At 62.9% G+C, this 23,329-nt stretch carries 23 protein-coding genes and 2 pseudogenes; 3 read left to right on the forward strand and 22 right to left on the reverse strand.

The window, feature by feature from the left end:
* Positions 1–41: 41 nt before the first annotated feature.
* The 4 genes from smpB to dut are packed head-to-tail and all read right to left on the reverse strand — an operon-like array spanning position 42 to position 1,489.
* Positions 42–512, reverse strand: coding sequence for an SsrA-binding protein SmpB (gene smpB, locus C8N34_RS05080; protein ID WP_108128068.1), 471 nt, complete (start codon positions 510–512; stop codon positions 42–44).
* Positions 512–814, reverse strand: a complete 303-nt coding sequence (locus C8N34_RS05085; RefSeq protein WP_145693656.1) for a hypothetical protein — start codon at positions 812–814, stop codon at positions 512–514. Before C8N34_RS05085 ends, smpB begins: the two co-directional genes overlap by 1 nt.
* On the reverse strand, positions 814–1,023 hold the full coding sequence (locus C8N34_RS05090) for a hypothetical protein (protein ID WP_108128070.1): 210 nt from the start codon (positions 1,021–1,023) through the stop codon (positions 814–816). Before C8N34_RS05090 ends, C8N34_RS05085 begins: the two co-directional genes overlap by 1 nt.
* The gene (dut, locus tag C8N34_RS05095; protein WP_108128071.1) at positions 1,010–1,489 is read right to left on the reverse strand and encodes a dUTP diphosphatase; all 480 of its coding nucleotides are present in this window, start codon (positions 1,487–1,489) and stop codon (positions 1,010–1,012) included. The genes C8N34_RS05090 and dut overlap by 14 nt, the downstream gene beginning before the upstream one ends.
* 139 nt (positions 1,490–1,628) lie before the next feature.
* On the opposite strand from dut, the gene C8N34_RS05100 reads away from it, so the two are divergent.
* A complete protein-coding gene (locus tag C8N34_RS05100; protein WP_108128072.1) occupies positions 1,629–3,536 on the forward strand; it encodes a DUF4139 domain-containing protein in 1,908 nt (635 codons plus the stop codon).
* Positions 3,537–4,019: 483 nt separating this feature from the next.
* Here the strand turns inward: C8N34_RS05100 and trbG are convergent.
* From trbG to trbB, 9 genes and pseudogenes are all read right to left on the reverse strand, one after another.
* Positions 4,020–4,865, reverse strand: a pseudogene (gene trbG, locus C8N34_RS05105) (P-type conjugative transfer protein TrbG); the annotation flags it as partial.
* On the reverse strand, positions 4,862–5,551 hold the full coding sequence (trbF, locus tag C8N34_RS05110; protein WP_108128073.1) for a conjugal transfer protein TrbF: 690 nt from the start codon (positions 5,549–5,551) through the stop codon (positions 4,862–4,864). The pseudogene trbG and the gene trbF, both read right to left, overlap by 4 nt.
* Positions 5,548–6,885: a P-type conjugative transfer protein TrbL gene (gene trbL, locus C8N34_RS05115; RefSeq protein ID WP_108128074.1), complete on the reverse strand. Its 1,338-nt coding sequence runs from the start codon at positions 6,883–6,885 to the stop codon at positions 5,548–5,550. Before trbL ends, trbF begins: the two co-directional genes overlap by 4 nt.
* Positions 6,886–6,888: 3 nt before the next feature.
* Entirely contained in the window at positions 6,889–7,176 is a 288-nt protein-coding gene (gene trbK-alt, locus C8N34_RS05120; protein ID WP_108128075.1) for a putative entry exclusion protein TrbK-alt, read from the reverse strand.
* A 22-nt stretch (positions 7,177–7,198) separates the two neighbouring features.
* Positions 7,199–7,966 (reverse strand): P-type conjugative transfer protein TrbJ, encoded by a 768-nt coding sequence (gene trbJ, locus C8N34_RS05125; RefSeq protein WP_108128076.1) that lies wholly within the window; start codon positions 7,964–7,966, stop codon positions 7,199–7,201.
* Between the two features lie 2 nt (positions 7,967–7,968).
* Positions 7,969–10,407 (reverse strand): conjugal transfer protein TrbE, encoded by a 2,439-nt coding sequence (trbE, locus tag C8N34_RS05130; RefSeq protein ID WP_108128077.1) that lies wholly within the window; start codon positions 10,405–10,407, stop codon positions 7,969–7,971.
* 13 nt (positions 10,408–10,420) lie between these two features.
* A complete protein-coding gene (locus C8N34_RS05135; RefSeq protein ID WP_108128078.1) occupies positions 10,421–10,702 on the reverse strand; it encodes a VirB3 family type IV secretion system protein in 282 nt (93 codons plus the stop codon).
* The gene (locus C8N34_RS05140) at positions 10,702–11,034 is read right to left on the reverse strand and encodes a TrbC/VirB2 family type IV secretion system protein (protein WP_108128079.1); all 333 of its coding nucleotides are present in this window, start codon (positions 11,032–11,034) and stop codon (positions 10,702–10,704) included. The genes C8N34_RS05135 and C8N34_RS05140 overlap by 1 nt, the downstream gene beginning before the upstream one ends.
* Positions 11,031–11,966 carry a P-type conjugative transfer ATPase TrbB gene (trbB, locus tag C8N34_RS05145; RefSeq protein ID WP_425320668.1) on the reverse strand — a complete coding sequence of 312 codons (936 nt, stop codon included), beginning with the start codon at positions 11,964–11,966 and terminating at the stop codon, positions 11,031–11,033. The genes C8N34_RS05140 and trbB overlap by 4 nt, the downstream gene beginning before the upstream one ends.
* A gap of 301 nt (positions 11,967–12,267) precedes the next feature.
* Between trbB and C8N34_RS05150 the strand changes: the two genes are divergently transcribed.
* Positions 12,268–12,759, forward strand: a complete 492-nt coding sequence (locus tag C8N34_RS05150) for a hypothetical protein (RefSeq protein ID WP_108128081.1) — start codon at positions 12,268–12,270, stop codon at positions 12,757–12,759.
* Here C8N34_RS05150 and C8N34_RS05155 read toward each other — a convergent pair.
* The 6 genes from C8N34_RS05155 to C8N34_RS05180 all read right to left on the reverse strand — a co-directional run bounded on the left by C8N34_RS05155 (position 12,719) and on the right by C8N34_RS05180 (position 19,785).
* Complete coding sequence (locus C8N34_RS05155; RefSeq protein WP_108128082.1) at positions 12,719–13,201, reverse strand: ribbon-helix-helix domain-containing protein; 483 nt, start codon at positions 13,199–13,201, stop codon at positions 12,719–12,721. The genes C8N34_RS05150 and C8N34_RS05155 overlap by 41 nt on opposite strands.
* Positions 13,202–13,211: 10 nt before the next feature.
* A complete protein-coding gene (locus tag C8N34_RS05160; RefSeq protein WP_108128083.1) occupies positions 13,212–15,191 on the reverse strand; it encodes a conjugal transfer protein TraG in 1,980 nt (659 codons plus the stop codon).
* A gap of 142 nt (positions 15,192–15,333) precedes the next feature.
* The gene (locus C8N34_RS05165) at positions 15,334–16,227 is read right to left on the reverse strand and encodes a LysR family transcriptional regulator (protein WP_108128084.1); all 894 of its coding nucleotides are present in this window, start codon (positions 16,225–16,227) and stop codon (positions 15,334–15,336) included.
* 228 nt (positions 16,228–16,455) lie between these two features.
* The gene (locus tag C8N34_RS05170; protein WP_108128101.1) at positions 16,456–18,414 is read right to left on the reverse strand and encodes an acetoacetate--CoA ligase; all 1,959 of its coding nucleotides are present in this window, start codon (positions 18,412–18,414) and stop codon (positions 16,456–16,458) included.
* Entirely contained in the window at positions 18,407–19,159 is a 753-nt protein-coding gene (locus C8N34_RS05175) for a TfuA-like protein (protein WP_108128085.1), read from the reverse strand. Before C8N34_RS05175 ends, C8N34_RS05170 begins: the two co-directional genes overlap by 8 nt.
* Positions 19,147–19,785, reverse strand: coding sequence for an HD domain-containing protein (locus C8N34_RS05180; RefSeq protein ID WP_199750722.1), 639 nt, complete (start codon positions 19,783–19,785; stop codon positions 19,147–19,149). The genes C8N34_RS05175 and C8N34_RS05180 overlap by 13 nt, the downstream gene beginning before the upstream one ends.
* 122 nt (positions 19,786–19,907) lie before the next feature.
* Here C8N34_RS05180 and C8N34_RS05185 point away from each other — a divergent pair, with 122 nt between their 5' ends.
* Entirely contained in the window at positions 19,908–20,912 is a 1,005-nt protein-coding gene (locus C8N34_RS05185; RefSeq protein ID WP_199750721.1) for a GlxA family transcriptional regulator, read from the forward strand.
* 10 nt (positions 20,913–20,922) lie between these two features.
* Here the strand turns inward: C8N34_RS05185 and C8N34_RS26790 are convergent, their stop codons facing one another.
* The 3 genes and pseudogenes from C8N34_RS26790 to C8N34_RS05195 form a co-directional block, all read right to left on the reverse strand.
* A complete protein-coding gene (locus tag C8N34_RS26790) occupies positions 20,923–21,225 on the reverse strand; it encodes a glutathione S-transferase C-terminal domain-containing protein (protein WP_242013862.1) in 303 nt (100 codons plus the stop codon).
* Between the two features lie 156 nt (positions 21,226–21,381).
* Positions 21,382–21,501: pseudogene (locus tag C8N34_RS27285) on the reverse strand (glutathione S-transferase N-terminal domain-containing protein); the annotation flags it as partial.
* A 302-nt stretch (positions 21,502–21,803) separates the two neighbouring features.
* Positions 21,804–23,024 (reverse strand): MFS transporter, encoded by a 1,221-nt coding sequence (locus tag C8N34_RS05195; RefSeq protein ID WP_101923154.1) that lies wholly within the window; start codon positions 23,022–23,024, stop codon positions 21,804–21,806.
* Positions 23,025–23,329: the final 305 nt, after the last annotated feature.

A 23,329-nucleotide genomic window follows, 5' to 3' on the forward strand; every position in this document is an offset into this window, starting at 1 on the left:
ATCAGCGACTGCGCCGGGTTGAAATCCGGGAAGGTCCCGTATCAGGCCCTTTTCAGCAGTCGGGCCCGCTCCCGGTCCCAGTCCCGTCGTGCCTCCGTCTCCCGCTTGTCGGAGAGCTTTTTTCCGCGGGCGGTGGCGATCAGCAACTTCACCCGGCCCTTCTCGTTGAAATAGAGCCGCAAGGGGACGATCGTCATCCCCTCCCGGCCGGTCGCGGTCCAGAGACGGGAGAGTTCCCGGCGCGAGACCAGGAGCTTGCGCCTGCGCCGCTCCTCATGGCCGAAGACCCCCGCCTCCTTCAGCGCGGAGATATGCGCGTTGATCAGCCAGAGCTCTCCCCCCTCCACCGAGGCGTAGGCCTCCGTGATGTTGCACTGCCCGGTCCGGAGCGCCTTCACCTCGGACCCGGTCAGCATGACCCCGGCCTCGAGATCCTGCTCGACCGCGTAATGGTAGCGGGCCTGCCGGTTCTCGGCGATCAGCCGGCTGTTCGGGTCAGACCGTTTCCGCATCATGTTTCCTCCCCGGACTGATTCGTTTTTCGCTTCCAGATGACGGCCCCGTCCGGACGGACCGTCCAGGTGTAGCCGAGCTGGTCCAGCACGGTGCGGGCGGCGAAGAGGTCCGCCACCACGGAGGCGATCGACCCGGCCACGTGCTCCGGCTCCTCCCGGAGCATCGGGTAGTCGCGTCCCTCCGCCAGCGTCTCAGCGATCAGCTGCGCGTGCCGGCTCGCCGGGCAGGTGTTCTGCGCGAAGCGGCGCGCACGCCGCATGCGCCGTATCGTCCGGGCGAGCTGGGGGTCCTTCGCCATCAGAGCACGTTCAACAGTTCGAGGTCGAGCCGGGCCGGGTCGGTGGTGAAGCCGATATGGGGCAGGCCCCGGGCCCTCGCGATCCGGGCCGCCTTCAGGACCGCGAGGCCGCGACGGAGCACGTCGTGCCGGCAGATCCCGGCGCCCTCGGCGATCGCGGTGAGCTCCTGGTCCAGGTCGGCGGAGATCAGCAGGTCAAGGCGCCGCATCGGCCGCCCCCGTGGTGATCCCGGTGGAGCCGAAGCCCCCCTCGCCGCGCGCCGTCTCCTCGAGCGTCTCGACCATGACGCCCCGGAACGGGGCGACCGCGGCCAGGACCGCTTGCGCGATCCGGTCCCCGGTCCGGACCGAGAAGTTCTCCTCCCCGTGGTTGATCAGCACCACCTTCAGGGGGCCCCGGTAGTCGCTGTCGATCGTGCCGGGCGTGTTCAGGACCGTCACCCCGTGCTTGAGGGCGAGGCCGGAGCGGGGCCGGATCTGCATCTCGTAGCCTTCGGGGACCGCGACCTTCAGCCCGGTGTCCAGGAGGAGCCGCGCGCCCGGCCTCATGATCTGGGCGGAGACCCCGTCCGGCATCACCGCGCAGAGGTCGGCCCCGGCGGAGCCGGGCGTGGCCGGTTCGGGCAGGCGCGCGTCCGGGTGCGACTTGATGAAACGGATGACCGGGTCCGTCATGTGATCCTCCCTAAAGAATTTCCCAGATATGCTCACAGGATTAGGAATTTCGCAAGCGGTTCCTGTCGTGCTAAACGGGACAGTATGCCCCTCGGTTGAGCGGTGGGTTCTGCTGAGCATCTGCGAAAAGGAAAACACGATGAGACGGTTCGGACTTCTTGCGGCCCTCCTGCTGACCGCCGCCCCGGCCCTCGGGGAGGCCCCGATCCGGTCGGTCACCCTGTTCGAGGCGGGGCTGGCGGAGATCGTCCGGGAGGGGGCGCCGGGGGGCGCTGGCGCCCCGCTTGAGCTGACCGTCCCGGAGCCGCAGCTGAACGACCTCCTGAAGAGCCTCGTGATTCGTGGGGACGCGACCGGGGCCCGGGTCCGGCTGGACGGGTCGGCCCGCGTGGAGGACGCGTTCGGGCGGCTCCCGCTCGGGCCGGACCGGATCGGGGACCAGGCGGCACTCCTCGACGCGCTGAAGGGGACGCTCGTGACCGTGTCGGACGGGCCCCGGACCGGGCCCGTCTCGGGCCGGGTGATGGGGGTGACCCGTCCGGATTGCGGAGAGGGCGCCGGCTGCCACCCGCTCCTCCTGCTTCAGGCGGAGACGGGGCTCCTCACGGTCCCGCTCGCGCCGGGACGCCAGGTCCGGATCGAGGATGAGCGGCTTCGGGACCGGATCGGGCGCGCGCTCGACGCGCTGGCGCTCGCCGGGTCCGGGTCGGACCGGACCGTGCGGATCGAGGCGGACGGGGCGGGCCCGCTCGCCCTCTCCTACGTGGTGCCGGCCCCGGTCTGGCGGACCGCCTACCGGGCGATCGGGGGCTCGGACGGGGGGATGCGGCTTCAGGCCTGGGCGGTGCTCGAGAACGTGACCGGGGCGGACTGGGACGAGGTGCGCCTCACCCTGAGCTCCGGCGCCCCCAAGACCCTCGAGACGGATCTGACCTCGCGGGGCTGGGCGGTCCGGGAGACGTTCGAGCCGCCCGCGCCGCAGGCGCGCGCGGGGCTGTTGGATCTCGACTCGTTTGCGCCGCGGGCCGAGATGGTGATGTCGCTCCAAGCGGCGCCGGCCGCCGAGCTGGAGGCCGGCGCTGAGCTGACGGACCGGGGGCTCGACTCCCGGTTCACCTTCCCGGACCCGGTCGACCTGGGGTCCGGCGAGATGATCAGCCTGCCCTTCCTGACCGAGGAGGTCCCGGTCGAGCGGACCCTCCTGTGGCGGGGCCGCCTCACGGACCGGACCGGGAGCCCGGATCTGGTCCTGCGGGTGACTAACCCGCTGCCGATCCGGCTCCCGGCCGGGATCATGACCGTCTCGGACGCGGACGGCTATCTCGGGGACGCCGCCTTCCCGGTCCTGGTCCCGGGGGCGCAGGCGGAGGTCCCGTTCGGGGCGGATCAGCGGGTGGAGGTTCGTGAGCGGGTCACCGCGCGCAGCGCGGAGCGGCGGGTGACCCTCTCCGGCGGTCTGCTCCGGATCACGGAGCGCCGGGTCCGGACCGTCGAGTACCGGGTCAGCGCCCCGGCCGGAGAGACCCCGGCCCTCACGATCCGGCACCCGTCTGAGCCGGGCTGGGAGCTGGTGCGGACCGGGCCCGGCCCCGCGCCGGTCCCGGACGAGGCGGACCCGTCCTCCCTCCGCTTCGACCTGCCGGCCGGGACGGGCCTGCTCCGGGTGGAGGAGACGCGACCGGTTCTGGAGGCGGTCGCGATCGGGGATCTGCCCCGGGACCGGCTGATCGGGCTCCTGACGGACCGGATCGGCCCGGAGGATCGGGAGCGGCTTGAGCGGATCCTGGAGGCGCGGGACCGGCTCGACCGGCTCACGGCGGAGCGGGACGCGCTCTTGTCGGCGCGGGCCCGGACGGTCGAGGATCAGGAGCGGTCACGCCGGATGATGGATGCGGCCCCGGCCGGGTCCGACATGCAGGGCCGGTTCCTGAGCGCGATCCTCGAGCTCGAGGACCTGATCGGGGAGACGGACCGGAAGGGGGAGGCGCTTCAGGCCGAGATCGCGGCGGCCGAGACGGATCTGGACCGGCTCCTGCGCGCGGAGTGAGCCGGGGCGGCGGGGGCCGAGACCGGGACCTCGCCTCAGATCTAGCATGGTCAAGTACGGAAATCTGCGAAGCCAAAGTGGTGCATCAACAAATCATCAAGATATCTTCGAACGCCTTTTGTTTTTCGACTGGTTCATATCGATCATTGTCTCCCTCATATCATTGAGGACTGCAAGAGGATTATAATCTGAAGAAAACCATGGAAAAGGGTCATCCTCTCTTGTTTCTTTCAGGTATTCCCAACACTCAAGTGCGAGTTGAGCATGTTCATTTTTAACGCGAAGATATGGAAGGATTTCCTGTATTGCAACAGCAGCTACAGCACCCTGCCGTGACCACTGGTATTGCGGCCTGTGATTGGGATTCTTTGGGAAATACAAGCTCACTGTGCCACCCCAAATAGAAGCCGCCAAATCATGAGGTTGGCGCCTCGTTCCAGATATACCAATTTGAGGTCCGAAATAATAAGATCCGTTTCTTTCACTTCTTGTTATTGAGATGTAACCGTCTCTATCGATTATTCCTGCAAGATAAGCGAGCGGCATCTCGCCCTGGACGATCCCGCGCGGGAATTCGACATAGACGCGGCGGCCGTCGTCATAGACGGCGACGGGCTTCCATGGCGGATTGCTGCTGCCGGTCAGGCCGTAGCGGTAGTTGCGCGCCGCGACGGCCGGAATGACCGGCGTTGCTGGAATGGCCTGACGCCCCCCGCCTACGGGCTGCGGATAAGACCAGGAGACGGCGGGCATATAGGGTTTCTCGCCCGAACGCAGCTCGACCATGTAGGTGCGCCGGTCGGTGGTGATGACGAGATTGGTGGCGATGTCGGCGCGTGTGGGCTTCACCAGCACATGCACGCGGCGGGCGACGCCGGAGCCGGATTCGGTGTCGCCGATGATCCAGCGGGCAGTGTCGCCGGCCGCGATCGGTCCCGCGCCGGTCAGGTTTTCGCCCGGCTCAAGCGCGATATTGGTGATCTGCCCCGGTGCCGCATAGACCTGATAGAGCGCGCCTTCCGACCACGGATAGACCTGAATGGCATTGAAGTAGCCTTCGCGGCGCGGCTGGACGCGGGCCGCCGCATTGGCGTTCTCGACACGGCCGGTCGCGGTGCTGGCGGCCTGGCCGCCACGCGCCACGGTCCAGGCCGGAGGAACATGCAGCGGCTTCAGCCGCTCGTCCGTCACGGCTGCGGAAATGGCCGGCAGCGGCGGGACGCTATTGTCATAGCTGATCTGCGGCGGCTTGGTCGAAGCGCAGCCGGCGAGCATGGTCGCGGAGAGCAATACGGCGCCGATTGCGGATTTGCGGGGCGCAAGCTTCATTGGCCCATCTCCCGCGACCAGTTGATGGCGTTGACGTAGATTCCGAGCGGATTGGCTTTCAGCCGTTCGGCATCGCGCGGCGGCTGCACGGCGATGGTCAGGATCGCGGTCCATCGCTGCGTGCCGGAGAGCTGCCCGTTCTCAAAATGCCGTTCCGTCCACGCGACACGGAAGCTGTCGGGGGAAGCCCGGATGACGCTCGAAACGTCCACGGCGATCTGCTGCTTGCCGACCTTGGTGAACGGGTCGTTGGTGCGGGCATAGTCGTTGAGCGCGCCCGCGCCGCGATCGGTCGTCCATTCATAGGCGCGAAGCCAGTTCTGCCGGACAATGATCGGATCGGCGGGGATGCTACGCACCTGCTCGATGAAGCGGCCGAGATGCCAGGCGATCTGCGGATCGGTCGGGCGGAAGTCGGCCGTCGCAGGCGCGACGGTTTGCGCCTGACCGAGATTATCGACCTGCACCACCCACGGAACAACGGTCCCCTGGACCGACTGCCAGACGAGCGCTGCGGCAAAGCCTGCCGAAAGAACCAGCGAGCCGAAGGCCATATAGCGCCAGTTCTTCGCCTGCACGCGAGCCGAGCCGATACGCTCGTCCCAGACCTGTGCGGCCTTCTGATAGGGGGTCTCGGGTTGGGGTGTTCTGCCGTAGTGCGCGGCGGGACGCTTGAAGAGGTTCATGAGCGATCACTTTCAGAGAGGTTGACGGAAGAACCGGAGCCGTGGCTGTCGCCGGAGCGGACGGCATGGGCGGTTGTCTGGATGGTGTGGCCGGACTGGCGCATCCGCTGTGCCCAGCCCGGCGTCGCACTGGCGGGCCGAGCCGATGCAGGAGGGGCTTCCGCCGCGCCGCCGACCGTTCCCATGGTCGAGGTGCCACCGGTCGCGCCGAAGCCGGATTTGACGCCATCGGAGAAGCTGGATTTGACGCTGGCGCTCGCACGGCGAAGCGGCGACATGGCCGCGCTGCCCGCCGCCCGTCCGACGCCGCCCATGCCAGATGCGACGCCCGCCGCGCCGGACTGGCCGAGCGATCCGAGGCTAAAGGCGGCGGAAGCTGCGCCCGCTGCGGTCGCGCCGCCACGCACGGCGGCAGCACCTGTGGAAAGTGCGGCTGCGCCGCCTTTCGCGGCGAGGCCAGCCGCGCCAGCGCCGGCCAGGACCATGCCGCCAGCAGCAAGGCCGGTTCCAACAGCAGCGCCAGCGCCGAGCTGCGGGCCACCGCTAACGAGGCCGGAAGCGATGCCGGGACCGAAAATGCCGAGGCCGAGCAGCGACAAAGCGGCGAGGACGACGGCCATGGCGTCGTCGATGCTCGGGGTCGCGCCGCCGAAACCGGCCGTAAACTGACTGAACAGCGTCGAGCCGATGCCGATGATGACGGCCAGCACCAGCACCTTGATGCCGCTGGAAATCACGTTGCCAAGCACGCGCTCGGCCATGAAGGCGGTTTTGCCAAACAACCCGAACGGAATCAGGACGAAACCCGCCAGCGTCGACAGCTTGAACTCGATCAGCGTGACGAAGAGCTGGATGGCGAGGATGAAGAAAGCGAGGATCACCAGCGCCCAGGCGAAGAGCAGGCACGCGATCTGGATGAAGTTCTCGAAGAATGCGATCCAGCCCATCAGGTCGGAAATGGATTCGAGCAGCGGCCGGGCGGCATCGAGGCCGGTCTGTGCGACCTTTCCGGGGCGCATCAGGTCAGCGGTCGAAAAGCTGGTGCCGCTCGCCTTGAGCCCAAGGCCCGCGAAGCTGTCGAACACGATCTTCGCGAGGTTGTTCCAGTTGCCGATGAGATAAGCGAAAACGCCGACGAACAGCGTCTTCTTCACCAGCCGCGCCATGATGTCGTCGTCCGCGCCCCACGACCAGAACAGCGCGGCCAGCGTCACGTCGATGACGATGAGCGTGGTCGCCACGAACGCGACCTCGCCGGACAGAAGCCCGAAGCCGGAGTCGATATAGCGGGTGAAGACCCCAAGAAAGTTGTCGATGACGCCAGCGCCGCCCATGGATCAGCGCCCTTCGATCTGATTGGGCGACGACGGTGCGGGCGTGCGGCCGAGAAAGCGGTCGCGCGTCTCCGCCCAGACGCGCAGGCATTCACTATCCTCGGCCGCCTTCTGGCCAAGCTGCTGGCACCGGCGTTGGCCCTCGCGCAGCGGATCGCGCGTGGGCTGTTGAAGGCTGACCGGCGAGGATGCCGGAGCCTCTTCCTTGCGGGTCATCTCGATCGCCGTGGCCGTGATGGCGACCGCGACGAATATGATTGCGCCCAGCCGGGCCAGCATCTTGCCGTCCATGACGGTGCTCCCCTTCTGGCTCTCAGTTGCCGTTGTTGAACATCTGCGCGTTGCCCGGCTGATAACCGGAGCCGGGCGTCAGGAAGCGGCGGCGCTGTTCGCGCCCCTGTTCGGCGGCGGTGGCGCGCTCGGCCTCGGTGAGCGAACCGGCGCGGCCGTTGGCGGCGAGAAGAGCGATCAGGTCGGAAAGCTGCTGCGACTGGAGGGCGAGAAGCTGGTTCCCAGCCTGTGTTGCCTGCAACGCGCCGGTCGCGCCCTGGCTCTGGCCAACAAGCGCCGACATTTGCGTGCGGTTAGCGTCGATGTTGCCAACGACACCGGCCTGAACACGCATCGCGTCCTGCAAGCCGCCAACCGTGTTCTTCCAGCGGTCACGCGCCCCCGCCACCAGTTGCGCGTCGGTGGCCGACAGCGAGACATTTCCGTATTGGCTCTGGAACGCCTGATCGACCTGACCGACGTTGAACGCGATATTCTGCGCCTGCCCAAGAAGCTGCTGGGTGCGCTGCACATTCTGCTGCAACGTCTGAAGCGCCGAGTATGGCAGGCTCGCCAGGTTCTTCGCCTGATTGATGAGCATGGTCGCCTCGTTCTGAAGCGAGGTGATCTGGTGGTTGATCTGCTCCAGCGTGCGCGCGGCGGTAAGAAGGTTCTGCGCGTAGTTCGTCGGGTCATAGACGATCCGGCCGAAGCCGAATTGCGTATGGGCCTGCGTCGCCAGCATCGGCGAGACGGCAAGCATGGTTGCGGCAAGCACGATGGCGCGCGAGCGGAAACGACGGGTATTCATGGTCAGGACTCCTTTTCGGCTTGGGGGAGGTTCGGAATGAGATCGGCGGCCCATCCGGCATCGCGGGCGCGAAGCCACGCGGCGAGAAAGCCGTCGCGGCCGTGCTCGACGACGAGGTCGGCGATCAGGGTCTGGTCGGGTTTCGAGGATGCGGCGCAGAGCGCGAGCCCGACTTCGGACAGGCCCAGCTCGAACAGGCGGTTGCCCCTACGGCTTTGGCAGTAGTAATCCCGCTTGGGCGTCGCGCGGGCGATCAGCTCGATCTGGCGGTCATTGAGGCCGAAGCGGCGATAGATCGCGGTAATCTGCGGCTCGATCGCGCGTTCGTTCGGCAGGAGCAACCGCGTCGGGCAGCTCTCGATAATGGCCGGTGCGATGTTGCTGCCGTCGATGTCGGAGAGCGACTGCGTAGCGAAGATGACGCTGGCGTTCTTCTTGCGCAGCGTTTTGAGCCATTCACGGAGCTGGCCAGCGAATCCCTCGTCGTCCAGCGCAAGCCAGCCTTCGTCGATGATGAGCAGCGTCGGCCGTCCGTCGAGCCGGTCGCCGATGCGATGGAACAGGTAGGACAGGACGGCCGGAGCCGCACCGGTTCCGACAAGCCCCTCGATCTCGAACGCCTGCACGGCGGCCGAACCGAGGTGTTCGGCCTCGGCGTCGAGCAGCCGGCCGTAGGGACCGCCGACGCAATATGGGCGAAGGGCTTGTTTAAGATCGTTGCTTTGCAGCAGCACCGCGAGGCCGGTGAAGGTGCGTTCCTCGGTGGGCGCGGAGGCCAGCGAGGTCAGCGCCGTCCAGATGTGTTCCTTCACCTCCGGCGTGATCACGATGCCTTCGCGCATCAGGATCGCCACGATCCAGTCGGCGGCCCAGGCGCGTTCGTAAGTGTCGTGGATGCGCGCGAGCGGCTGGAGCGATACGGAAGCGTCCGAACCTTCGGTCAGCCCGCCGCCAAGGTCGTGCCAGTCGCCGCCCATGGCGAGCGCGGCAGCGCGGATGCTGCCGCCGAAATCGAACGCAAAGACTTGGGCACGGTCGTAGCGGCGGAACTGCAAGGCCATGAGCGCAAGCAGGACGGACTTGCCTGCGCCAGTCGGTCCGACGACGAGCGTATGGCCGACATCGCCGACATGAAGGGATAACCGGAACGGGGTCGAGCCTTCGGTCTTGCCGTAAAGCAAGGGGGGCGCACCGAAATGCTCGTCCCGTTCCGGCCCCGCCCACACCGCGGAAAGCGGGATGATGTGGGCGAGATTGAGTGTCGAGATCGGCGGTTGCCGGACATTGGCGTAGGCATGGCCGGGCAAGCTGCCGAGCCATGCGTCCGCGGCGTTGACGGTCTCGACCATGGCCGTGAAGTCACGGCCCTGAATGACCTTCTCGACCAGGCGCAATTTCTCGTCGGCAAGGCGCGGGTCGGCGTCCCAGACCGCGATTGTGGCGGTCACATAGGCCATGCCCGCAACGTCGGCCCCAAGCTCCTGCAAGGCCATATCGGCGTCGAGCGCCTTGTTCGCGGCGTCGGTATCGACAAGCGCGGACGCCTCGTTGGTCATCACTTCCTTGAGGATGGCCGCGATAGACTTGCGCTTGGCAAACCATTGCCGCCTGATTTTGGTCAGCAGCTTGGTCGCATCCACCTTGTCGAGCAGGATCGCGCGGGTGCTCCACCTGTATGGAAAGGCCAAGCGGTTAAGGTCGTCGAGCAGGCCGGGCGTCGTCGCGGTCGGAAAGCCGGTGACGGTGAGAATGCGCAGATGCTCGTTGCCAAGGCGCGGCTCCAACCCGCCGGTGAGCGGTTGGTCGGCCAGAAGCGCGTCGAGATAGATGGGGGCTTCCGGTACGCGCACGCGATGGCGCTTCGTGGAAACGCAGGAATGCAGATAGGTCAGCGTCTCGCTGTCATCGAGCCAGTTGCATTCGGGCATGAAGCCGTCGAGCAACGCCAACACGCGGTCGGTGCGATCGGTGAAGGTGCGTAGGATCTCATGCGGATCGACGCCGCTGCGCTCGCGGCCCTCGTACAGCCAGATTTCGGCGCGGGCCGCTTCCTCGGCCAGCGGCAGATAGAGGAAGGTCAGGAAGTAGCCGGACACGAAATGCGCGCCGGCTTCCTCGAAATCCGCTTTCCGCTCGGCGTCGACCAGGCCGGAGGCCGGATCAGGAAATTGGCTGTTGGGATAGGTCGCAGCCTCGGAGCGCTGCGCCTCCACGAAGATCGACCAGCCGGAGCCGAGGCGGCGGAAGGCGTTGTTGATGCGTCCGGCGACGGCGACCAGCTCGGCCGCGACGGCGGAATCCAGATCGGGACCGCGAAAGCGCGCCGTGCGTTGGAACGAGCCGTCCTTGTTCAGCACGACGCCTTCGGCGACGAGCGCGACCCAGGGCAGATAGTCCGCAAGACGGCTGGCGGAGCGGCGATATTCGGCGAGGTTCATCATGGCGGCGCCTCCCTCAGACCGACAGATGGCTGGGGATACGCAGGTGCCTGCGCCCGACCTCGACGAAGAGCGGATCGCGCTTCGCGGCCCAGACCGCCGCAAAATGGCCGACGGCCCAGATCAGAAGCCCGACCAACCAGAGGCGCAGGCCGAGGCCCACGGCCCCGGCCAGCGTCCCGTTGAGGATCGCGATGCTTCTCGGTGCGCCGCCGAGCAGGATGTGCTCGGTCAGCGCGCGGTAGACCGGCACGGTGAAGCCCGGCACGGCGTCCAGTTGCTCGAAACCTGCCGCCATCAGACGAGCGCCCCGCCGCCGAACGAGAAGAACGACAGGAAGAACGAGCTGGCCGCGAAGGCAATCGACAGGCCGAAGACGATCTGGATCAGCTTGCGAAAGCCGCCCGACGTGTCGCCGAAGGCGAGCGCGAGGCCGGTGGCGATGATGATGATGACGGCGACGATCTTGGCGACGGGGCCTTCGATCGACTGGAGGATTTTCTGGAGCGGCGCTTCCCACGGCATGGAAGAGCCGGAGGCGTGCGCGGCCGGTACGAGGATGAGATTGACGTAGGCGATGGCGGCGGCGGACGCGATCGTGCGGCGCACGCGAATAGCGGTGCGGATCATGCTGGTTCTCCTGTGCTGGTGGGGATGGCTTGGGTGATACGGTAGTCGCCGTCGGCCTTGAGCCCTTCGACGCGGGCGAGTTCGGCGAGCCGGCGCGCGGAGCCGCGGCCGGAAAGGACGGCAACGAGGTCGATGGTCTCGGCGATCAGGGCGCGCGGGACCGTGACGACGGCTTCCTGTATGAGTTGTTCGAGGCGGCGCAGCGCACCGATGCCCGTTCCGGCATGGATCGTTCCGATGCCGCCGGGGTGGCCTGTGCCCCAGGCTTTCAGGAGGTCGAGCGCCTCGGAACCGCGCACCTCGCCGATGGGGATGCGGTCGGGCCGCAGGCGCAGCGAGGACCGCACCAAATCGGAAAGCGTCGCTACGCCATCCTTTGTCCGCATGGCGACAAGGTTCGGCGCGGCGCATTGCAGCTCGCGCGTGTCCTCGATGATGACAACGCGATCGGCTGTCTTCGCCACTTCGGCGAGGAGCGCATTGGTCAGCGTGGTTTTGCCGGTCGAGGTGCCGCCGGCGACAAGAATGTTGGCGCGCGCCGCGACGGCTTCGCGTAGGGTCACGGCCTGCTCGGCGGTCATGATCCCGGCCGCCACGTAATCCGCGAGCGTGAAGACCGCGACGGCGGGCTTGCGGATGGCGAAGGCCGGCGCCGCGACGACGGGTGGCAACAGACCCTCGAACCGTTCCCCTGTTTCCGGCAGTTCGGCGGAGACGCGCGGCGACCGGGCGTGGACCTCTGCGCCGACATGGTGCGCGACCAGGCGCACGATGCGTTCGCCATCGGCGGCCGACAGCATCTCGCCCGTATCGGCCAGACCTTCGGACAGCCGATCCACCCAGATACGACCATCCGGGTTGAGCATCACTTCGACGACGGAGGGTTCTTCCAGAAATCGCGAAATCGCCGGCCCCAGCGCCGTGCGCAGCATCCGCGCGCCGCGTGCGATGGCTTCCGGTTTTTGATGGTTGGCAGTCATATCGGCCCCGTTTCTTCACGAGGCGCGACAGACGGTCCCCGGATCGGGGTCGATTAAAAGAGCCTGAAATCAGGCCGGTTCAACAAGTATCTAAGCTCAAGCGGTGATCGGCGGCCATCGGCGGCGAATAGGACGGAGTGGCTTCGGATGATCGACCTCGGAAACCGACGTTGAAGCAAATCCAAGCATCGCCCTGCGGTATTGAGTCGACTAAGCAGAAGAGACGATCGTTGTGTGAAATGGATTTGCCTCGATGAAGAACATTGGACTTTCGGTCATGGCCTTCTCGCTTCTGGCACTGCCCGGCTGCACTGAGGATACGGTCGCTGCCGGGAACGGAAGAACCGTATCGGAGGCGCTGCCGGTTTTCGTGCGGAATAGCGTCAGAAACGACCTTGAGCTTGAGGCGCTGCTACAGGGAAGATTGGTGGTGGATGGAAATGGCTGCCTGCGCGTCGGCGAGGCAGGGCCTTTCGTGATCTGGCACCATGATAGCCGGATCGAGCGCACCGATGATGGCCGCATCAAGATCACGGACGGCTACAGTGACAACACCGCTTATGTCGGAGATGAGGTTGCGATGGGCGGAGGGCAAGGAAACAGGGTTCCGCCCGCAACGGGTGGACAGGCCGGAGCCCCGCCGAATGTGACGGAGCCGATTCCGGCGGCTTGCGCCTCTGGGGAAATCTGGACGGCAGGCCGTCTTATGACCGAGGCGGAACGTCAACGGCTGCCGAAGCATTAGGCGGCGTTTCTGGCGCAGGATCTGGCGTCGCCTGCGGCGGCATATCCCGCGACAGTTCTTTCAGGAGCCGATCTCCCGTCGCCAGCCGCTTGCCGAGCGTCTGCATGAAGCCCTCGAACCGCTCCAGCCCCTTGGCGCGACCAGAGGCTTGCGTGGCGTCGGGCAAGACAGGCGTGAACGTCAGCCAGTAGCGGACGAAGAGCGAGAGGGCCTCGCCGAGCACGGCGAGGTCTTCGTCGAGTGTGTCGATCTGGCGGCCGAGCTTGTCGAGACGGCGCGACATGGCCGCCTCCAGCTTCTCGGTTGTGTCACCGGACAGGAAGGATGCCAGGGCCGCCTCGATGATGGCGGATTTCGAGATGTTCCGGCGCAGCGCCAGCGCCTCGACCTGTTTGAGCAAGGCCGGATCGAAATAGACATTCATGCGGGTTCGGGTCGTCATGGCGCTGTCCTCAAAGCTCGATGCCGTCGCCGGGGTCCAAGGATGCCTGCCGGGCGACCATGCGCATCCGGGCGCGCATGGCGTTTGCCTTGGCCGCGTCCACATCGGGTTCGTCGTCCAGAAGCTCGAACTCCTGTGCCGGCGACGGCGGTGGCGCGACGATTTCCTCATGCTCGGGTAATTCCGGCTCGCGGCGGATGCCGGCATTGGCCGGATCGCCATCGCGGATACCAGCGGCACTTATGGGCGATCCCGCCGCCGTGACGATGCGACCGGACCAATCATCAGACGATGCGGGAGCCGCGACGGCCGCCAAGGCCGGCGGCGTGATGATGCGCTCCTGCAAGCGCCTGTCCTCGAAATAGCGGGCCTTGGTGGCGCGGATCGGCAGCGTGCCCGCGACCATGACGATTTCCTCGGTGGGCGGGAGCTGCATGATCTCGCCGGGCGTGAGCAACGGCCGCGCCGTCTCCTGCCGCGATACCATGAGATGCCCGAGCCAGGGCGCGAGCCGATGGCCTGCATAGTTGGTGGAATCGCGCAACTCCGTCGCCGTGCCGAGTGCATCCGAAACGCGCTTTGCGGTGCGTTCGTCGTTGGTGGCGAAGCTCACGCGCACATGGCAGTTGTCGAGAATGGCGTTGTTCGGCCCATAGGCGCGCTCGATTTGGTTGAGGCTCTGCGCGATCAGAAAGCTCTTGAGGCCATAGCCCGCCATAAAGGCCAAAGCGGACTCGAAGAAGTCGAGACGGCCAAGGGCGGGAAACTCGTCCAGCATCAGCAACAGCCGATGGCGTTTGCCGGACGTGTGCAGTTCCTCGGTCAACCGCCTGCCGATCTGATTAAGGATCAGGCGTATGAGCGGTTTGGTGCGGTTGATGTCTGACGGCGGCACGACAAGGTAGAGACTGACAGGCTGGCAGCTTCCGACAAGATCGGCAATCCGCCAGTCGCAGCGCGCGGTGACGCGCGCCACGACCGGATCGCGATAGAGGCCGAGAAACGACATGGCGGTGGAAAGCACGCCGGATCGTTCGTTGTCGGATTTGTTCAGCAATTCCCGCGCCGATGACGCGATAACGGGATGCACGCCAGCTTCGCCCAGATGCGGTGTGTCCATCATCGCGCGCAAGGTGGCCTCCACCGGGCGGCGCGGATCGGACAGGAAGCTCGCGACACCGGCCAGCGTCTTGTCTTTCTCCGCGTAGAGAACGTGCAGGATCGCGCCGACAAGCAGGCTGTGGCTGGTCTTTTCCCAATGGTTGCGCTTGTCGAGGCTGCCTTCGGGATCGACAAGAATATCCGCGATGTTTTGCACGTCGCGGACTTCCCATTCGCCCTGCCGCACCTCCAGCAAGGGATTATAGGCTGACGAGTTTGCGTTGGTCGGATCGAACAACAGGACGCGGCCGTGCTTCGCCCGGAAGCCGGCCGTCAACGTCCAGCTTTCACCTTTAATGTCGTGGACGATGCAGCTTCCCGGCCAGGTCAATAAGGTGGGAACGACAAGCCCGACGCCCTTGCCGCTGCGGGTTGGGGCGAAACACAAGACATGCTCCGGCCCATCGTGGCGAAGATAGTCCCGGTCGTATCGGCCGAGCACCACGCCATCGGGGCCAAGCAATCGGGCCGCGCGGATTTCCTTGTCCTCAGCCCATCGCGCCGAACCGTAGGTCGCGACGTTGCGCGCCTCGCGCGCGCGGACGATTGACATGAGGATAGCGGCGGCGATGGCCATAAGGCCGCCGGACACCGCGATAATCCCGCCCTCGGTGAAGATCGCCGGCGCGTAGGCGTCGAAGGAGAACCACCACCAGAAGAAAGCCGGCGGGTAATAGATCGGCCATCCTGCCAGTTCGAACCACGGTTCGCCAAGTTGTGCCTGAAAGCCGAGCCGCCATGCGGCCCATTGCGTTGCCGCCCAGGTCATCACGAAAACGATAGTCAGGACGACGGCAATCTGACCCCAGAGTATTCGGCCTCCACGCATATAGGCTCCAATCGGCAAGAATGTTGGAGCCGATCAGAGAATGGGCGTTCTCGGGAGGTGCAACAGCTAAGACGATGCCGGAGGGCTGCTGGATACTGTCGGCGGCAAATAGGATGGTCGTCGCGTGTCGATAAGCTTGGGCTTATGAGTGACCGCAGAACAGCTCGTCCATTTTATCTGCGATGCTGAGCAGATTTCGGAGCGCTGCGCTGCGGTTGGATGGCGACCAGACCGCAGAGAAAGAAATCGGCTCAGGCTCGTCAAGGATGGCGATAAAAACTACGCCAGATATTGGCAGTAATGCTGTGCCAGCCCCGACGATTGTAACTCCAAACCTCTGTCCTACCATTGATAGCAATGTGCCGCGTCCCACGTCGAAGCGAAGGATGGACGGTGCGGGCCAGCGAGCGGCGAGGCGCAGCGCGATATGGTCATAAACCTGTGGTCCCGTTCCGCATTGGCGAACAAGGAAAGTTTCCTCTGCCAGATCGGACCATGAAATACCGGAGCATCCCGCCAGCGGATGCCCGTCCGGCAAGGCAACGAGCAGCGGTTCCGTCCACACGGGACGGGAATGACAATCTGGCAGTTCTGGCTTGCCGACAACGAATGCCACATCGAGCTTGTCCGCCCGAAGCTGCGCGATTGTCTCCCGCGCCGTTCCTTCCGTGATCTCAACTTCAATGCAGGCATGATTTTCGCGATATCGCCGAAGCAATTCCGAAAGAAAGCCCCCAGGAATGATTCCGTGGACGCCAATGCGCAAGCGGCCACACTCTCCCGAGGCCGCCATACGGGCCATTCTCACAGCATGTTCCAGTTGGTCGATGCCGGTTGTCACTCGCTCGACGAAGAGGCGGCCGGCTTCTGTCAGTCGGACGCCGCGCGTGTTGCGCGCAAAGAGCGTGATGCCCAGTTCCTGCTCCAGTCCTCTGATGCGTGTGCTGACACTCGATTGGCTTGTACCGACCGCCTTGGCCGCGTGATGGAAGTTCAAATGTTCCGCGACAGCGAGCATCTGGAGTAGCGAAGCCATTGAGATTCGCCCAACACGGAGATGGGGCGGCTGTGTTTGCCCGTCCTTCAAAACTCGCCGCCGCATCATATTTCGCTTCCCTCCAATGCGGTCGGGACACCGCCGCAAGTAAGCTATCTCCTCAAGACGAAAGCTTAATAGGTGTCATCGACACTCTCGTTCCAATCCCAGGACCTTATCGTTCGAGATTGGCCATCTCCCGTTCTGTACGCCCATGAATACATGGAATCATTCAAGCAGATTTTTTAGATTTCTATAAAGTTCAAGCACCTCAGGATTAGAAAGAGCTTCCTGATTTTTTACTGCCCTGCCGTGAACAACATCTCGAACAGCGATCTCAGCGAGTTTCCCTGACTTCGTCCGGGGAACACTGGAAACGGAAATGATCTTGGCTGGGACGTGGCGCGGGCTCGCTCCCGTTCGGATTATCCTTCTGATCGTTTTTTCCAAAAGTTCATCCAGAACGATACCGGGCTTCAACACGACAAAGAGGATAACGCGAACGTCACCGTCCCATTCCTGTCCGATGCAGATGGAGTCGAGTATCTCATCGAGCCGTTCGATTTGGTTGTAAATCTCTGCCGTGCCGATCCGCACGCCACCGGGGTTAAGTGTGGTGTCAGAGCGGCCATGAATCATGATGCCACCATGATCCGTCCATTGGGCGAAGTCGCCTTGACACCAGATATTTCTATATCGTTCGAAGTAGGCGGCTCGATACTTGGTCCCATCAGGATCATTCCAGAACATCAACGGCATCGAAGGAAACGGCCTTTTACAGACTAACTCCCCTTTTCCGCTATTGAGCGATCGTCCATCGTCATCGAAAACACCAATATCCATACCCAGACCAGGACCTTGGATTTGGCCTCCGTAAACCGGTTTTGTCGGGATACCGAGTACGAAACAGGAGACGATGTCTGTGCCACCGGAAATCGAGGCCAAATGCACGTCCCGTTTGATCGCGTCATAGACGAAGCGGAAATTTTCGGGTGCCAGCGGTGAACCTGTCGAAGAAATCACACGTACCGTCGACAAATCGTGTGTTTCTATGGGGCGTAGCCCTCCCTTTCGCACGGAGTCGATGAACTTCGCTGAGGTGCCGAAGTAAGACATCTTCTCATCCTGTGCGAAACTGAAGATAACATCGCCGTCCGGGTAAAAGGGCGAACCATCGTAGAGAAGCAATACTGCGCCTGAGGCGAGGCCCGTAACGAGCCAGTTCCACATCATCCAGCCGCAGGTCGTAAAATAGAAAAATCGGTCTCCTTCTCGAAGGCCAGCATGAAGTCGGTGTTCTTTCAGGTGTTGAATGAGCGTGCCGCCGGCTGAATGGACAATGCACTTGGGGACACCAGTCGTACCCGATGAATAGAGAATGTAGAGTGGATGATCGAAGGGCAGCTGCTCGAAGAAAATGTCCGTAGCTTCAAACGACGCTAATGCGACTGAAAGCGTCTCAGCCTTGTCGCTGTGAGCCGCCACCCTTTCCGCCTCACCCAGGTAGTCGATGATGAAGGCAGCGCGGATCGAGGGAATCCTCGCCACGACAGCCGCGATCTTATCAGCAACGTCGATACGCTTGCCAGCATACCAATAGCCATCGGGAGCGATGAAAAGTGACGGTTCAATCTGACCGAAGCGGTCGAGAACACCCTGCTCGCCGAAATCAGGCGAGCAGGACGACCAGACCGCTCCAAGCGACGTAACGGCCAACATTGCTGCCACCGTTTCCGGCATATTGGGCATCATCGCTGCGACGCGGTCGCCAGCCTTGATACCGCGGGCGCGGAAGAGCTGCTGCATACGCGAGACGAGGTCGCGCAGCTCGTCCCACGACAGCCGCCGCGCCACCTTGTCCTCACCGCGGAAGACGAGCGCGTCGCCATCACCCGATTGTTTTAGGAGGTTTTCGGCGAAATTCAGTCGTGCATCAGGAAAGAAACGTGCACCGGGCATCCGGTCGCCATCTATCAGTGTGCGCGGACCACGATCGCCGACGATTCCGCACCAGTCCCATATCAATGCCCAAAAAGCGGGAAGGTCTTCGACCGACCATGCGTGCAATGCGTCATAGTCGGGAATTGCTCGACCCGACACCGCTGATGCCGCCGCCATGAACGCACCCAATGGCGCATCCTTGAGTGCTTCGCTTGATGGCGTCCATAGAGGTTCGTCGTCAGTCATTGGCCCGCCCATGGATACTGTTATTCGGCTCTATGTTTTGGATCAGCCAAGGTTTGCGCTGACAAAAAGACCACAAATCCTGGCGCTTAATTCTCCATTCCTTTGGCGTATCATAAACATAATCAAGATACTTCCACAGGTATTTAGGAATGCACTCCCGCACTACTTCATAGGTGCGATCATGAAGCGGTTTTTCTTGCAATGCTTCCAGAACTGACCTTACGTCGATGTCTGTCAATGAACTCTTCGTCTTGCGTGCGACCCGCAAGAGCATATAGATTTCGAGAAGCGCGAGCGTCTCAGGCTCATACGGCGGGAAAGGGTAGTGGAGGACTGCAACATCGTCGGCTGACACAGCGCGAAGACGACGAAGCATACGATATACAAGACCGAATCCCTGCATACCTTCAGCTGCAAGCTCAACCGCTTTCAGGGCACCAACAGAGCCGATGCCCCATACTGGCCAGCCTGCGGACAATGCTCGTTTGATTTCATCGTTCTGTATTGCGAAGCCGGGCTCAAGATAACCATCCGCAATACAAATTATTCTAGGCGCTTTGGGCTGCTTCAAGCGCCGATCCAAATCTCCGACCCCTATTGGTTCGGAAATCCGATCGAAGCATTCAAGCAAAGACGCCGGCAAGCCGAGCATTGAGGGGCCAGCAAAAAGTTCACAGCAAGCCCCAGTCATACGATTTTCGTTTACCGGCGAGCTTGCTGTGCCGGTTTCGATCAGCCGCTCCATCCGGAGCACCGAATGACGTTGCAGAAATTGCCGCGATGAAAATGCGGTTCCTTGTCCGCAATGACGTCGGCTTTGACATTGCCAAATGTCGTTTCTGGCTTGTGCTTTATGCCGTCATAGAATGACTGGATAATATCTTCCTTGAAATGGGGCGTGCGAGGATGTGCGCTGACCACATCCTCGCGTTCTTCATCGCTATATTCGGCATAGGTCAGGCCCAGCACGTCCATCTCGACTCCGGCGGTGACCAGTGCCACGACTGGATGCATGTGCTGAGGGATTCCTGGCGTCGTGTGCAGCGCGATCGAGGTCCATACAAGGTCGACGTCAGATTGGGAGATACCGTGCTGGCGCAGGAAATCTCGCGCGGCGTTCGCACCGTCCACTTCGAACCGTTCATTCTTGCTGCTGTGCTGCGGCACCAACCCCAAGTCGTGGAACATTGCACCTGCATAAAGCAGTTCTTCATCAAAACTGAGGCCCCGGCGGCGCCCGGCAAGGGCCCCGAAATAGTAGACCCTGCTGGAGTGATGAAAGAGCAGCGGCGACGCCGTATCCTGCACCAATTCCCTGATTGCGCGGGCTAATGCGCTATCCGGAACAGAAATACCTGCGATTGCTTTCATGATGGCTCACTCCTTCATCCTGCCGAAGAGAGGATAGCCGTGATCGCCCACTGGCGTAATATGGCTGGATACGTCATATTGAGCCATATTACGTTCGGTGTGGACATGAGAGGAGTAGGTACGTGTCCAAAGCGCACAGGGTCGCGATTGTTGCCATGCCGCGTGTCCAGCTCTTGGACATTGCAGGCCCGCTGGACGTCTTCGCGGAGGCGAATCACCAAGTGGGCCATGTCGCCTATGAATTGACCATCGTAGCTACAGAAGCAGGCCCGATTTGCTGCTCATCAGGCGCGAGGTTGCTTCCTGACCTCGCGATCAGCGACGAACTCGCGGCAGATTTCGACACGCTCCTCGTTGCCGGCTCACCTTATGCGCCTGAAACGGATTGGCATCCTGACACAGTCGCTTGGGTAAGGCGTGCTGCCCTGACCTCCCGGCGCTATGGCTCGGTTTGCAGCGGGGCGTTTCTCCTTGCCGCCACCAGGCTTCTAGATGGCAAATGCGCGACAACGCATTGGGCGATGGCGGACCAGCTCGCGCGTGCATATCCTGACGTACAGGTGCAATTGGACGCGATTCATGTGCGAGATGGGAAGCTTCGGACAGCTGCGGGGGTCACGGCCGGTCTGGATCTTGCCTTGGCTCTGGTCGAAGAAGATCTCGGCCGCGAAGTGGCGATGCGAGTGGCCAGCCAACTGGTGATGTTGTTTCGCCGCGTTGGTGGGCAAGCCCAGTTCAGCCGAAGTAACAAGATCGCGCCTGTGGGGCGCTCGGTGCTTCAGGAGATACAACGGTGGGCCGCCGCCAACCCCGAGGCCGATCTAAGTGTGCCAGTCCTTGCTGACCGGGCAGGATTGAGTGCTCGTCACTTTACACGTCTGTTCCAGGGTGAGATCGGGATGACGCCAGCAGCTTGGATCGAACGGCTGCGGGTCGACCTAGCACGCCAACATCTCGAAACCGGGCTAGAAACGCCAAAACAGGTTGCGGCTCTCTGTGGGTTCGCCAACCCCGATACGTTGCGCCGTTCTTTTGTCCGGCACGTTGGCATCACCCCGGCTGAATATCGGAGGCGATTTGCGACTCTGGAAGAGGGTCCGATAGCGATAGACCCAACCGAAGCCTAGGTGTCTTCCTTTATGTGCAAGCTCGTAGATCCGCCGTGATACGACCAGCGGCCAACAGTTCGGCTTCATGGTTTGACTCGCGCACGGTCTCTGCCAAGCTTGCCGAATACCACTCCTGCATCGCCGGCAATCTGCGCAACCTGTCGACATAGACATCACTGACGGAACTCAGGGAAAGGCCGTAGGTCTGGAGACGAAAAGCTATCGGCGCGAAAAAAGCGTCAATTCCGGTGAACCCGTCACCAGCAAGGAAAGGGCCTCCGAAACGACCGATCCCTTCGCGCCAGATTTTGTCTAAGCGATCGAGATCCACTCGTAGCTCTGTGGGGTACGTGGTGAGTTCTATGCGAACGCCGCAACTCATGGGACAGAAATTGCGCAAAGCGGAAAAACCTGAGTGCATTTCCGCCGCGGCGGATCGGGCGAAGGCACGCGCTACTCGGTCGCTTGGCCAGACATTCGGGTATATCTCAGCTAGATATTCCAGAATTGCGAGAGAATCCCATACGACGGTTTCACCATCCAGAAGGCACGGTACGCGGCCTGTTGGTGAGAAACATTGAAGCCGCAAACACCGTGTGGTGGTCATCGATGCGATGGAAGCTGCGGTGCGTCTTGCGGTGGCTGCAATTGGCGTCAGTACCCCGCAAAAGCGGCGGCAAATGGGGTCACATCAAACAATCCCGCAATAGGCAGAACAGGCAGCAGTTGCACCGACGGCCATGTTCAATGCCCGGATGTCAGCGGCAGGGCTTTGCCACCCCTGTCGCAATGACCTGCATGGGATTCTGCTGACAGGGGTCTTGATCCGGCAGGGCAGGCTTTGACTGTGCCCACATATCTTGTCCCGCGTTTGGCAAAGGGCTTTACGCACGCCATGGCGTTTTGCGCCTAACGGGCGCCTTGGGCAAGATTTCTGGCTTCAGGGCGGGCACGCAGAGTCAGCATTGCCCATGCTCCAACCAGCGGCCCCGGCAGCAAAAAGAGAAAGGCCCATTGCCAACCGCCGATCAGCTCTGCAAAGAGAGGAAGGCCCCAGATGGCCAGCACGGTCAGCGCAAATCCGATCCCCATCTGCAATGTCAGGGCGGTGCCAACAAATGCGCTGTCGGCCAGTTCTGTCACCGCTGCTGAAAACTGGGCGCTGTCACCGACCACCGAAATTCCCCAGACAACAGCCAAAAGCCCGAGGATGAACGTGGGGCCATCAAAGAACAGCCCGATCAGGGCTGCACAACCCGCCGACACCAGCATCATCCCTGCGCAGGTCAGGCAGCGCCCTATGCGATCGGACAGCCAGCCACCCAACAAGCACCCCAGGACACCTGATGCGATGACAATAAAGCTGAACATGGACGCTGATCCAAAAGGAAAGGTATTCAGACCCGCCTCGGCCGCAGTGGCAAAGGTCACAATCCACGCCCACATGGCATAGAGTTCCCACATATGCCCGAAATAACCGATATTGGCCAGAAGCAGCGGCCTGTTGGAAAAGACTGCCAACGCTTTGCGTGGGTCGAAGCTGGCCTTGCCAAAAGGATGAGGGCCTTCATGTAACAGGGTCGCGAACATCAGGGCTGCGACCAGAGCCGAGATCGATGTTGCCCAGACCACCGCACGCCAGTCCAGCCCACTGGTCATTGCGCGCACCAGATGCGGCATGGATGACCCCAGCGTCAGCGCGCCAATCAGGAAGCCCAGTGCAAGTCCACGCCCCTGTACGAACCATGTTGCCATCAACTTGAGGGCGGGCGGGTAAACCCCCGCCAGAGCCATGCCGGTCAGAAAGCGTAGGGCAATCGCACCCTCTGGCCCCAAAAAGGGCAGTGCTGCATTGGCCAGTGCAGCCAGCACCGCTGATGCAGTCATCAGCCGGTGCATGGAGATAATGTCGGGCAGGTTGACAAGCGATGCGCCGATTGCCCCCACGACGAAACCGACCTGCACAGCATTGGTCATCCATGCCGCCTGTGACGCTGACAGATTCCATTCTACGATCAATGCGGGCATGATCGCGGTTGCCGAAAACCATGTTGCAAGCACGCCGACAACACCGGTGCAGATGATTGCCAGTATCCGCCAACGCAAGACGGCCTGTGGCGCGGTGGTCATGTCAAAGCCCTTTCAGCTGCATCCGGTAAATCTCGCCCCTCTTTCACCGACATTCCCCAAGTGGCCTGCCGCTTGACTTCAAGATCGCCTGATTTTGCTCGCTGGGCAAGCGTTCTTCGCCCCGAGCGGTGTCTGTCGTCGCGCAAACGGCCGAAGTCGGGTGGATCAAGCCTCGAACCCGCAGCATTCTGGCCCGGCAGAGCCGCTTTCCCGCGCGGCAGACGGACCTGTCCTGCCGCTTTCGTTCAGCTTGGGCATGGATCGTGGTCATGCGCATGACGGAGGCGTTCGAAGACGGCGGATGG

Origin of the sequence: Gemmobacter caeni (genome assembly GCF_003054195.1) — a bacterium.
Taxonomy (GTDB): domain Bacteria; phylum Pseudomonadota; class Alphaproteobacteria; order Rhodobacterales; family Rhodobacteraceae; genus Gemmobacter; species Gemmobacter caeni.